At 39.1% G+C, this 12,922-nt stretch carries 12 protein-coding genes; 8 read left to right on the forward strand and 4 right to left on the reverse strand.

The genetic code is table 11. The features are described 5' to 3' along the window. The 3 genes from DV424_RS04955 to DV424_RS04965 are packed head-to-tail and all read left to right on the forward strand — an operon-like array spanning window position 1 to window position 2,768. The gene (locus DV424_RS04955; RefSeq protein ID WP_118808916.1) at window positions 1–699 is read left to right on the forward strand and encodes an electron transport complex subunit E; all 699 of its coding nucleotides are present in this window, start codon (window positions 1–3) and stop codon (window positions 697–699) included. Window position 700: 1 nt separating this feature from the next. Continuing rightward, window positions 701–1,336 (forward strand): endonuclease III, encoded by a 636-nt coding sequence (nth, locus tag DV424_RS04960; protein WP_118859270.1) that lies wholly within the window; start codon window positions 701–703, stop codon window positions 1,334–1,336. Between the two features lie 58 nt (window positions 1,337–1,394). Continuing rightward, window positions 1,395–2,768 (forward strand): sodium-dependent transporter, encoded by a 1,374-nt coding sequence (locus DV424_RS04965; protein WP_118859271.1) that lies wholly within the window; start codon window positions 1,395–1,397, stop codon window positions 2,766–2,768. Between the two features lie 47 nt (window positions 2,769–2,815). On the opposite strand, the gene qseC is transcribed toward DV424_RS04965, so the two are convergent. From qseC to DV424_RS04985, 4 genes are all read right to left on the reverse strand, one after another. After that, complete coding sequence (gene qseC, locus DV424_RS04970; RefSeq protein WP_118859272.1) at window positions 2,816–4,171, reverse strand: quorum sensing histidine kinase QseC; 1,356 nt, start codon at window positions 4,169–4,171, stop codon at window positions 2,816–2,818. An 11-nt stretch (window positions 4,172–4,182) separates the two neighbouring features. Further along, window positions 4,183–4,833: a response regulator gene (locus DV424_RS04975; RefSeq protein WP_118859273.1), complete on the reverse strand. Its 651-nt coding sequence runs from the start codon at window positions 4,831–4,833 to the stop codon at window positions 4,183–4,185. A 62-nt stretch (window positions 4,834–4,895) separates the two neighbouring features. Continuing rightward, window positions 4,896–5,261: a YgiW/YdeI family stress tolerance OB fold protein gene (locus DV424_RS04980; protein ID WP_065245713.1), complete on the reverse strand. Its 366-nt coding sequence runs from the start codon at window positions 5,259–5,261 to the stop codon at window positions 4,896–4,898. A gap of 131 nt (window positions 5,262–5,392) precedes the next feature. Further along, window positions 5,393–6,280, reverse strand: coding sequence for a Dyp-type peroxidase (locus tag DV424_RS04985; protein WP_118859274.1), 888 nt, complete (start codon window positions 6,278–6,280; stop codon window positions 5,393–5,395). A 181-nt stretch (window positions 6,281–6,461) separates the two neighbouring features. Here DV424_RS04985 and DV424_RS04990 point away from each other — a divergent pair, with 181 nt between their 5' ends. From DV424_RS04990 to DV424_RS05010, 5 genes are all read left to right on the forward strand, one after another. Then, complete coding sequence (locus tag DV424_RS04990) at window positions 6,462–8,369, forward strand: FTR1 family iron permease (protein ID WP_239993571.1); 1,908 nt, start codon at window positions 6,462–6,464, stop codon at window positions 8,367–8,369. A 27-nt stretch (window positions 8,370–8,396) separates the two neighbouring features. Further along, window positions 8,397–8,918: an iron transporter gene (locus DV424_RS04995; protein ID WP_005626197.1), complete on the forward strand. Its 522-nt coding sequence runs from the start codon at window positions 8,397–8,399 to the stop codon at window positions 8,916–8,918. A 96-nt stretch (window positions 8,919–9,014) separates the two neighbouring features. Next, a complete protein-coding gene (locus DV424_RS05000) occupies window positions 9,015–10,430 on the forward strand; it encodes a Fe-S-containing protein (RefSeq protein WP_118859276.1) in 1,416 nt (471 codons plus the stop codon). A 2-nt stretch (window positions 10,431–10,432) separates the two neighbouring features. Further along, window positions 10,433–11,773 (forward strand): ABC transporter permease, encoded by a 1,341-nt coding sequence (locus DV424_RS05005; protein ID WP_118859277.1) that lies wholly within the window; start codon window positions 10,433–10,435, stop codon window positions 11,771–11,773. Further along, a complete protein-coding gene (locus DV424_RS05010; RefSeq protein WP_118859278.1) occupies window positions 11,760–12,914 on the forward strand; it encodes an ABC transporter permease in 1,155 nt (384 codons plus the stop codon). Before DV424_RS05005 ends, DV424_RS05010 begins: the two co-directional genes overlap by 14 nt. Window positions 12,915–12,922 lie beyond the last annotated feature (8 nt).

The following is a 12,922-nucleotide window of genomic DNA, read 5'->3' on the forward strand; positions in this document are numbered from 1 at the left end:
ATGACTGATTTAACTGAAAAAAATACTGCACTTGAAGAAGAACAGATAGAAAGTGCGGTTGAAAATCAACAAAAATCCATGTGGAAAGAAATCTTTGCTCAAGGAATTTGGAAAAATAATCCAGCGGTTGTCCAACTTCTCGGGCTTTGTCCGCTGTTAGCGGTGTCTAGCACCGCCACCAATGCACTTGGTTTAGGTTTAGCGACAATGCTTGTGCTCACTTGCACAAATACGGTCATTTCGCTTTTCCGTAAATATATTCCGAATGAAATCCGCATTCCAATCTACGTGATGATTATTGCGACAACAGTAACTGTCGTTCAACTTTTAATGAATGCTTACACTTATACGCTTTATCAATCACTTGGGATTTTTATTCCACTTATCGTTACCAACTGTATTGTGATTGGTCGAGCAGAAGCGTTCGCCTCAAAAAACAGCTTACTCCATTCAGTTTGGGATGGTTTCTCAATGGGATTAGGTATGGCGCTTAGCTTGACAGTACTTGGCGCATTGCGTGAAGTCATTGGACAAGGTACGGTTTTTGATGGCATCGAAAATCTATTCGGCGAACAAGCGAAATTTTTAACGCTCCATATTTACCATACAGACAGTAGTTTTTTACTTTTCATTTTGCCTCCAGGCGCATTTATAGGATTAGGCTTGCTCCTTGCAATAAAAAATCGAATTGATAAATAAGATGAATAAATTAAAAAGAATCGAAATATTAACCCGATTAAGAGATCAAAATCCCCACCCGACCACAGAATTACAGTATAATTCGCCCTTCGAATTATTAATTGCGGTAATTCTATCGGCACAAGCAACGGATAAAGGCGTGAATAAAGCGACAGAAAAACTATTCCCTGTTGCAAACACACCTCAAGCGATTTTAGATTTAGGATTAGATGGTTTAAAAAGCTATATTAAAACTATCGGGCTTTTTAATAGCAAAGCAGAAAATATTATCAAAACCTGCCGTGATTTAATTGAAAAGCACAACGGTGAAGTGCCCGAAAATCGCGAAGCCTTAGAAGCATTAGCGGGTGTGGGTAGAAAAACAGCCAATGTTGTACTAAATACGGCATTTGGTCATCCAACTATTGCAGTGGATACCCATATTTTCCGTGTATGCAATCGAACTAATTTTGCACCAGGTAAAGACGTTGTAAAAGTGGAAGAAAAACTGCTTAAAGTCGTACCTGATGAATTTAAAGTGGATGTTCACCATTGGTTAATTTTACACGGACGCTACACTTGTATCGCACGTAAGCCTCGTTGTGGCTCATGCATTATTGAAGATCTGTGTGAATATAAAGAAAAAATTAAGTTTTAATTTTTGCGGTAAAACACCTAAATTATTTACCGCACTTTTATTAAAAATAGGATAAAAAATGACAACAAATAATAAACAGCGACAAACTTGGTCGAACCGACTCACTTATGTTATGACTGTCGCAGGCGCAACTGTCGGTTTCGGTGCAACTTGGCGTTTTCCTTATCTTGTGGGTGAAAATGGTGGAGGAGCCTACGTTTTACTTTTCTGCATCGCAATGATCGTAATCGGTATCCCAATGATTCTCGTTGAAAACGTGATCGGCCGTCGCTTACGTGTAAACTCCATTGATGCCTTTGGCGATAAGATTCTGGATAAAGGAAAAGGTATTTCCAAATATTGGAAAATCCTTGGCTACATGGGCTTACTCGGTTCATTCGGTATCATGGCGTATTATATGGTGCTTGGTGGTTGGGTTATTTCCTATATCATCAGCCTAATTAGCGGTACATTAGACATTTCAACCCCAATTACAAAAGACATTGCCAAAAATTTCTACGATCTTCACATCGGCAGTAGCCCTTATGAAATTATGTTCTACACCTTCTTATTTGTTGTGGTGAATTACATTATTTTAGCTAAAGGGATCATTGGTGGGATTGAGAGATCTGTAAAATATTTAATGCCATTGCTATTCATCTTTCTCATTGGAATGGTTATTCGCAACGTAACATTACCGGGCGCAATGGAAGGCATTACATTCTATTTAAAACCAGATTTCAGCAAAATTACCCCACAATTATTTATCTTTGTTTTAGGGCAAGTCTTCTTCGCATTAAGCCTTGGTTTTGGTGTGTTAATTACGCTTTCCAGTTACTTAAATAAAGAAGAAAACTTAATCCATACCGCAGTGATTACAGGTTTCACCAATACAATTATTGCTGTACTTGCTGGCTTTATGATCTTCCCATCACTTTTCACCTTTGGGATTGAACCAAACGCAGGTCCAACGTTAGTATTCCAAAGTTTACCTATCGTATTCTCTCACTTATGGGCGGGTAAATTCTTTGCAATTATTTTCTTCGGCTTATTATTAATTGCCGCACTAACGACTTCCATCACAATTTATGAAGTAATCATTACTGCATTGCAAGAAAAGCTCAGAATGCGCCGTGGCAAAGCCATTGTCTTAACCCTTGGTGGCATTTTTCTATTAGGCAATATCCCTGCAATTTTAGGCGATAATCTATGGAAAAATGTCACCATTTTCGGCAAAAGCATTTTTGATTTCTATGATTATGTCAGTGGAAATATTCTCTTTATGCTGACCGCACTTGGCTGTGCTATTTTCGTTGGTTTCGTGTTAAAAGATGAGGCGAAAAAAGAACTTTCTCCAACACCTGACTCAACATTCACTAAAATCTGGTTTAACTATGTGAAATTCGTTGTGCCAGTGATTATTTTAGTCATCTTTATCAGCAACCTATTCTAAAAAAGAAAACCGAGTCTTTACTCGGTTTTCTTTTTTAAAGGACATATCTATAAAAATATTTGTGCCTTTAAGCCAATTCGCTGCCCTTCTTTTATAACATTTTCTAACCGCACTTTGAATCCGTGTAATTCCGCAATTCGCATGACAATAGAAAGCCCCAAGCCACTGCCCTTTTCATTTTGTCCAGCTGGGCGATAAAAACGCTGACCAAGTTTTTTCAAATCTTCAGGTTCAACGCCACCGCCATTATCTTCAACAATAATATGAGAAGATGAGATTTTCACTGAAATGGTTGTGTCTTCAGAACAATATTTAATGGCATTATCGAGTAAATTTCTAAGCATCAATGAAACTAAAATTGGTTGCCCTTGCTTCTGCTTTGGTTCAGATTCTTTCTCAAAAGCCAACGTAATTTTACGTTTTTCTGCCACAAAATAACGCTCTGCGATCAGCGATTGAATGATACCTTCCCACTCAATAGGCTGTAATTCTTCCAATTCTTGTAAATTATCTAGTTTTGAAAGCGTTAAAAGTTGCTCAATTAACTGCGACGCACGATCAATCCCTTGTGTTAAATGCAAAAGTGCTTGTTCTCGCAATTCCCCATCATCACCCGCCAGTTGAGCAACTTCAGTTTGAATACGCAGTGCCGCCAATGGACTACGCAATTCATGGGCTGCATCAGAGGTAAAACGGCGTTCACGTTGCAACATAGCTGAAGTGCGGTCAAAAAATTGATTTAAATTTTTTACTAAGGGTAAAATCTCAGCAGGTAAACCCTCAGTATTCAACAATGACACATCACCAGATTTTCTCGTTTGTACTTCTTGGCTTAAACGTTTAATCGGTCGAAGTTCTTTATGAATCAACCATCCTAAAACGATGATCAAAATAGGCAAACTGGCAAACCAAATCCACATTTGCCCAAAGATCATTTCCTCAATTAGATCTTCGCGGTAATCTAATTCTTGCCCTACTGCGATAATCAATTTCCCATTCGCTGCCGTACGCCAGAAAATTCGCCAGTTATCGTCATCATCATAAGTATGAGAATTATGAAAACCCATTTTATTATTAAAAATAAAATCTTTTCCATTTCGTCCATCACTGAATAAAAGTTTCCCAGTTTTAGAAAAAATAGCAAAGGCCAAGGCATCATCGTCATAACTTTTTTTTAATGCCGACTGTGAATTTTTATTTAGTGTTGTACTAGATTCCAACAAAATAGTACTTAAATCTGAATTTGCGAGCCGTTCAGCAAAGAGAACTTGTTGTGCATCAAAAACTTTATTCACATCGTGGCGCACTTGCCACCAAGCGACAAGCGTAGAACCCAGCCAAACAAAAAGTGCGGTTAAACAAAGCACAGAAATAAGACGCAACGTAAGGCTTCTATTTTTCATTTTTCAATTTGTCATAAAGCATACCCAACACCGTGTACCGTGCGAATAAATTGTTTCCCCAATTTTTGGCGTAAATTATAAATATGCACATCTAATGCCCCGCTGCTAATTTCCTCATCCCAGCTTGATAATTTTTCTTCAATTGATGAGCGAGACAATACGCGATCTTTATTCAGCATAAATAATTCAAGCAATTTATATTCACGGCTTGTTAAAGAAATAGGTTGATTATTTAGCCAAACAGAACGCTGATTGGGATCGAGTTTAACGCCAGCGTGTTCAATCACCGAATGATGATGACCATAACGACGACGAATAAGTGCCTGCAAACGCGCGGCAACTTCCGCTAGAGCAAAAGGCTTACAAAGATAATCATCTGCTCCACTTTGCAATCCTTTGACTCGTTCATCTAAGGTATCACGGGCAGTTAAAATCAATACGGGAACATCTTGATGCTTGGAACGCCATTGTTGCAATACCTCTAATCCATCAAGTTTCGGCAAAGTTAAATCTAACACAACCGCATCATAAGGCGCAGAAGTTAAGGCATCCATTCCTGTTTTCCCATCCGTAAACCAATCCACCGCAAAACCAAGTTTAGTTAAACCGATTTGTAGCCCATTGCCGATTAGATTATCGTCTTCTATCAATAAAATTCTCATAAAAATTGACCGCACTTTATAAACAAAAACAGCGAGCTAATGCTCGCCATTTTCAAAAATGATTACTCTGCTTTTTCGATACGTAATACATCAAGCTCCGCTTTCTCAAATACCTCATTATCCAATTTTCCATAAATTTTCACTTTATCCTTTGAATCTACGTTTAAACCATTCCAAACGCGTTTTTTGATTTCAATCTTGATTTGCCCAGTCCCATCAGTAAACCAAAACTCATCGTCATCAATTTGTTGTGTGATATTCCCCACTAAAGTGATCATTGAATTATCTGCTGCAGATAAAGCTTGTTTTACGCTAATTGCTGAAGGGGTGGCTTGTTGAAAACCGCCTTGAGTATTTCCGCCATTAAAACCTGCAAATGCAGAAGTGGTTGCTAATGCGAAGATTGTTGCTAATGCAAATTTTTTCATAATGTTTCCTTTTTAAATCAGTTAATTTCAAGCACCATTGCTTGGATGTGTGTATTAAAACAAACAAATCTTAAGAAAAGATTAAGAAACATAAAAAAACCTAAATTTTTTTAATTTAGGTTTCTCATAAATTAAAGTTTATTCAACTGCTCAATAGACGGTGCGTAATAATAAGCACCCGTTACAGCCTTAGTAAAACCTAAAATGCGGTCAGTTTTTCCGTCTTTTTCACCAAACATATTAAGCAACTGTTGTTCAATGTTATAAAGCGTTGCACAGTAAGCAATAAAGAATAATCCGTGTGTACCGCTCGCCGTACCATAAGGTAAGCTTTGACGTAAGATTTTTAAACCTTTGCCATTCTCTTTCAAATCTGTACGACCGACATGAGAAGTATCCGCCTTATCTTCCATTTCTACGCTATCCGTTTTGGTTCGTCCGAACACATTTTCTTGTTTTGCTGTATTTAATTTTTCCCATTTAGCGAGATTATGTTCATAACGTTGAGTAAACACATAGCTCCCATCTTTATCATTGCCATTTGAAATTAAGGCAACTTCTGCTCGTTGTGCATCTTTAGGATTTTCAGTTCCGTCAATAAAACCTGTGAGATCTCGTTCCTCCACCCAACGAAAACCATGAATTTCTTGCTGAACATCAATAGCTTGAGCAAAAGCATTCACTGCAGCTTGTGCCACAGAAAAATTAACATCAGGGCGTAACGATTGAATATGCACTAAAAGATCGGTTTGTGTACTTGGCGCAGTTAAATCACCTTTTCCTAAAGTAACAAAAGGTTTAAGTTCTGATGCGTCCTGCCCACCAAGGGTTTTCCAAGCTTTATCGCCAAAAGCAACTACCGCCCCCAAACGCGCATCGGGATAAGTGTGTTGAAGCTGTTCTAAGCGACTAAGGAATTGGCGAGCCGCTGCTGGAATCTGAGAATAATCTGAGATATTTGCTTCTAAAAATACACCTGCTTTGCAACCATCAAGCAAAATACCAGTTTGTGCTGTCATAAAAATCTCCTAAAAGGGCAATTGGAAAACGCTTGCATTATACAACAGCCATTAAAAAATCTTAAATATTCAAATAAAACTTGATCTAAGTAGCAAAAATTCAAATTTATTGTTGAGATTTTTTATCATTAGATATATCTTTCAAATAAGAATGGATTTCATTTATAAGGTTATTAGTTCTATGCCGTACCTTTTACGTTATATCAGCATATCTTTACTATTTTTATTCTCTCAAACAGTCTTTGCAGATAACTATCAAAAATGGGTAGATGACATTACTCAACGCTTGAATCACACCGAACAACTTCTTAAAGAAAACAAAATTGATGATGCCAAAACCGAAGTACAAATGGCATATTTTGAAGTATTTGAAAATTTAGAAGGGCCGATTCGCATTAATTTTTCAGCGCAAAAAAGCTATCAAATGGAAGCCACTTTTGGTGAAATCCGCAAAATGATTGGCGAAGGTAAACCAATGAATGAGGTTCAAGCCAAAATCAACGGTTTAAAAAATGAATTACAGCAAGTTTTACCTTCTCTTGTTGAAGGGCATCAACTCAATGCTGATAGTCAGCACGGCGTTTATGATAATCAAGCTATCAAACCTTATTGGCAACAAAGTTTCAAAACCATTGATGATTTGATCGCGCAAGCCATTACTGCTTATGAAAGCGGTGATTTTGCCAATGCTAAAAAAGCATTCCAACAAGCCCAATATGACGGCTACAAAAATTCTGAAATGGAAATGTCGGTTAGAACCAACCGCTCTTCTGAAATTTCAGCAGCGATCAATCAACAATTCTATAATTTGATTCGTTTGAGCGAACAACCTGATCAAATGACAGAAATTGCTTACCAAAGCACACAACTCTTGCAAGATATTGAAGAACAGCTTCCTAACTTGCCAACCACTCGCGATGAACAAAATGCTCAAGCGACACAATCACAAGCGCAAACTTCAGATAAAGTTACAGATCAAGATTGGGCAAAAATTACGACTGAAATCAACCAACGTATTCAACAAGCTATTGCCCTTTATGAACAAGGCGATGAGAAAAAAGCCATGCTTGCGGTGCAAGACACTTACTTTGATGTATTTGAAAATTCTGGCATGGAAAACAAAGTAGGCTCTCGCGATAGCAACTTTAAAGCAGAATTAGAAGGTTATTTCACTCGTTTAGTCAGCCTGATGAAAGCGGGAAATGGCGACAAATTACAGGAACAAGCTGCAGGTTTAAGCCAAAACTTAGCGAAAGCCGTTCAAATATTGCAAGGTAGCGAACAAAGTGATTGGTCTATGTTCTTATATAGCTTGCTTATTATTTTACGTGAAGGCTTAGAAGCGTTGTTAATCGTTGCCGCTATTGTGGCTTATATGGTGAAAAACAATCATCACGATAAATTGCCAGTTATTCGCCAATCCGTTTATATTGCGTTAGGGGCAAGCGTAGTTACCGCATTCATCTTCCAACTTATTTTTGAAAACTCAGGGCAAAACCGTGAATTGCTTGAAGGTTTCACAATGATTATTGCGGTCTTTATGCTGTTTAGTATGAGTTATTGGTTGCTTTCTAAAGTCGAAGCACAAAACTGGAAACGCTACCTCGAAGGCAAACTTTCAACGGCATTAACGGCAGGCTCTCTATTCGGCTTATGGCTTACTAGTTTCCTCGCGGTATATCGTGAAGGCGCAGAAACCGTATTGTTCTATTATGCCCTAGTTGGCGATGCGAAAAGTGCGGTCAGTTTAGCCTATCTTTTTGCCGGCTTTATTTGCGGGGTGATTTTACTGGCGATTTGCTACTTTGTAATGCGTTACACCGTGGTTAAATTGCCATTAAAACCATTCTTTATGTTTACTGGTTCATTTATGTATTTAATGGCATTTGTGTTCGCTGGCAAATCTGTACTTGAACTGATTGAAGGTAAACTGTTTGAACCGACATTAATTAACGGTGTACCAGAAATCTCGTGGTTAGGTGTTTATCCTTATGTGGAAACCCTTGTACCACAAGCAATCTTAATTCTTGCTGCTATTTTTGCTTTGTTTGTTATGAAATATCAAAGCAAAAGAGCGGTTTCAAATTAACTCAAAACTCATCTCAGGAGAGAAACTATGAAAAAAGCACTTCTTAGCGCAAGTTTATTAGCAGGAATGTTTGCAGCAACTTCTGCTTACGCATTCCAAGAATATCCAATCGGTGAAGCGGTTACCATGAATGACATGGAAATTGCAGCGGTTTACTTAAAACCAGTGGATATGGAACCTCGCGGCATGGGCTTACCAGCAGCAAAATCTGATATTCACTTAGAAGCAGACATTCACGCAGTGAAAGGTAACAAAAACGGTTTTGGTGAAGGTGAATGGATGCCTTATTTAACCATCAACTATACCTTAGTCAATACCGATACTGGTGCTAAACAAGAAGGTACCTTCATGCCAATGGTTGCTGGCGATGGCCCACACTATGGCGCAAACATCAAAATGATGGGCGTGGGTAACTACAAATTAACTTACCATATCGATCCGCCACCAAAAGCTGGTATGCACCGCCACACTGATGAAGAAACTGGCGTAGGTCGTTGGTGGAAACCATTTGATGTAAATTATGAATTCAAATTTACTGGTTTAAAATAATAGTGCTGTAGGGTGGGCTTCTGCCCACCAATTAACAATCAGACATGAAAAAACGGTGGGCTAAAGCCCACCCTACCATTTAAAAATCCGCTTTCTATGACTTATTTTTTCATTTTTGTTCTGCAATCTCTTTTGCCAATTTCGCTTTTACTCGGTGCATCTTGGGCAATCAAAAAAGGCAATATTTCGCCTAAAACGCTTATTTGGCTAAGCCTTATTGGCTTGGCTTTGGGTGTTGTCCTACGACTCAATATTCCTAATGGACAAACCACCAACCTTATTCTAACCATCGGCTTTTTAATTATCTTCTTACTTTTTGCAATCAGCCAATGGAGCAAATCATCAAACCTTGCCGTATTCTGGCAATTTGCATTAATGCTTATCGCGGGAGCAACTTGGGCAAAAGATCCAAACATCACAGCCCTCACCAACACAGATGTTATTAACACTGACTTTATTTTAAATATAAGTGCGGTCATTTTTGGTGTGATTTTTAGTTTAGCCTCAAGTGCATGGCTCTATATCTTACTTAAACAGCAACAAAAAACACAAGGAAAATCCACCGCACTTTTTGCACTCAGCTTTTTACTTTTTATCGCTTTAATTCTTCCGCTTGTAGCAGAACTGTTGCTTACCTTGATGAAATTACAACTCATTGAACTCACCAAAGTGCGGTTAAGTTTTGTGGCAAAATCAGGAGAAATCTCCGCTTGGCTCAATATCATTTGTGTTGCGTTAATGTCAGTTATTTTGTGTATTTTTACCATTCAAACGCATTCAAAACGTTTAAGAGAAGCAAAAGCTGAAAAAGATCTTATTGAAAAACGCAAAAAATTAGCCTTCGTACAAACATCAAAACGCACAATTTTCTGGGGCATATTGGGTATTTTATTTGTTGCCGCAAGCCAACTTTATTGGGAAAAAGTTGCCTCTCAACCGCCACAACTTTCTGAAGCGGTTCCAGTACAACTTAATAACAAAAATGAAGTGCATTTAGTACTAGAGCCACTTAAAGACGGTAAACTTCACCGTTTTGTTTGGATTGCTGATGATGGCAAAGCCGTACGCTTTTTCATTATCAATCGCCAACCGAATAAAATCAGTATGGCGGCAGTATTCGATGCTTGCCTACTCTGCGGCGATCAAGGCTATGTCATGCAAGGTAATCAAGTGGTCTGCGTTGGTTGTGGCGTGCATCTCTTTATTCCATCTATCGGTAAACCGGGCGGTTGTAACCCTGTACCTATTGAAAATTGGCAACAAACTGAAAATGAAATCGTGATTTCTCGTAAAAGCCTTGAAGATGGCTTAAATCTATTCAGTACGATTGTGGAAATTGAAGTGCAAGATCCGATTAGTGGTGCCAAACTCAAAAACACCAAAACTGAATATAAATATAGCCACGAAGGGCATACTTATTTCTTTGAGAACGAAAAAAATCTCGATTTATTCCGCGATAATCCCGATAACTATCTCGGCATTAACAAAAACGAAAATCCAAAAGGGGGATAACAATGCTTGCTAGAATGTTATTTCAATCTTGGCGATTTGGCATCAAACGTAAATTGCTCGCCATTATCACTATTTTCTTAGCCGCAGGCTTAGTCTCTGCGCTGCTTGCTGTTTCCATTGATATTGGTGACAAAATGGCGAAAGAGCTAAAATCTTACGGTGCCAATATTTTGGTAGAGCCTGCCAGCAATGCGGCATTGCCTGATGAACTCAGTCATAGTGCTTCATTATCTAGCCAAGATTTTTTAGATGAGAAAGAACTTCCCAACATCAAAGATATTTTCTGGCGAAATAATATCGTGGGGTTTGCCCCGTTGCTTTCTGCAAATGTGCAAGCGACAAAATCTTCACAAAATTCCACCGCACTTTCAGCGCCTAAAACGATTAATGTGCTTGGTACCTTCTTTGATCATAATATTGCCGTGCCCGATGAAGAGGATTACCACACTGGGCAACGAATCATTAGCCCTTATTGGAAAGTGGAAGGGGAATGGGTTGATGATTTAAACAATGACTTTGGCGAAATCGTCCCTGCACTTGCTGGCGAACAACTTGCCAAAAGTAATGGTTGGAAAATTGGCGATAAACTTAGCTTAAGCTACACAAACGATAACGGCGAAAGCCAACAAAGTGCGGTAGAAATTAAAGGCATTTTAAGTACGGGTGGAACAGAAGATAATCAGCTTGTAATGCCCCTAAGTGCGGTACAAAATTTGCTGGGTTTAGAAGGCAAAGTGCAATCCGTCCGCGTATCTGCCCTCACCGTGCCTGAAAATGATCTTTCCCGTAAAGCGCGTGCCAATACTGATGCCCTAGATGCGGAAGCCTATGACCGTTGGTATTGCACCGCTTATGTTTCATCAATTTCCCATCAATTAGAAGAAGCGATTTCTGGCGTAATGGTTCGCCCCATTTGGCAAGTTGCCGCTTCTGAAGGTGTCGTCATTGGCAAAATCCAACTCTTACTTGCGATCGTTACCTTCGCGGCATTAATCGCTGCGGCAATGGGTATTGCTTCCTTAATGAGTGCAGGAATTATCGAACGCTCAAAAGAAATTGGCTTAATGAAAGCACTGGGCGCTTATCAATGGCAAATTACCTTACTGTTCTACTGCGAAGCGGTGCTAAGTGCATTAGTAGGCGGAATATTTGGCTGTTTAGCCGGATGGGGATTAGCCAAATTTATCGGTGCCGCACTATTTGGTGCGCCTCTTGATTTCGCTTGGATCGTCGTGCCTTGTGTTCTCATGCTCTCCATTCTTATTGCTGTGATTGGCACTTGGTTCCCTGCACATAAAATCGCTAAACTTTACCCTGTCGAGGTGCTTTATGGCAGAGCATAAAAGCGCAAACACTCAGAGCATGTTCTGGCGATTAATTTTCCGCGCGTTGCGATTACGCCTCCAACGAGTGTTCATTATTTTCACCGCACTTACAGTAGGCGCAAGTATCGTCACTGCAATGGCAGCGGTTTACTTCGACATCAATACCAAAATGAGCCAAGAACTGCGTACTTTCGGAGCAAATTTCTACATTGGTTCAGCCGATGGCGGAATGATGAATCAAGCAGAATTAAACGCAATTTTGCAAAAAGCACCCGATGGTTTTATCACTGCAGCCAGTCCTTACCTTTATGGCGTCGCACGCAGTGATTTAGAAAAAGTTGTACTAATAGGCGTAAATTTTGATGCCATGCGAATCCTCGCCCCTTACTGGCAAATTACAGGATCAGCAATCAACGTAAACTTTGACGATCGCAATGCGATGATCGGGAAAACCCTTGCTGAACGATTACATGTGAAAGTGGGAGACAGCCTACAACTGTCTAAAAATGCCGTGGAAAAACACAGTTTCAATATTAAAGGAATTGTAGAAGCCGGTGATGCAACTGACAATATGCTCATTGTAAATGTTGAATTTGCCCAAAATTGGTTGGATAAAGAAGGTGTAGTAAACAACGCATTACTCAATGTGCAAAATGAGCAAGGCGCCAATACAGTGGATCAATTTGCCGAAAAAATCATACAACAATATCCCGATTTAACCGCTCGCCCGATCCGTAAAGTTTCCGCTTCAGAAGGACAAATTTTAGAAAAAATTAAAGGCTTAATGGGCTTAATTTCCCTTGTGATTTTGGTTCTTGCAACTTTATGTGTGAATACCACCTTAATTGCCATTGTCGGCGAACGCGCCAAAGAATTTGCCTTACAAAAAGCACTAGGCGCGAGAAAATTAGACATCATTCGCCAAATAAGCACCGAAATTTTAATTATCGCGTTTTGTGCCATTATTATAGGGCTTGGCTTGGGGTATTTATTAGCTCAAGTATTGGGAATAACAGTATTCAAATCTTATATTGATATGCGACTTCCTGTATTGCCAATTACGATTGTACTTTCGTTATTAGTAGCATTTGTGGCTGTTATTATTCCAACACGTCGAGCATTGAGTATTAATGTGGCGAATGTGTTGAAGGGTGAGTAAAAGTGGAA

It is taken from the genome of Haemophilus haemolyticus (assembly GCF_003493605.1).
In the GTDB taxonomy this organism is placed as follows: domain Bacteria; phylum Pseudomonadota; class Gammaproteobacteria; order Enterobacterales; family Pasteurellaceae; genus Haemophilus; species Haemophilus haemolyticus_J.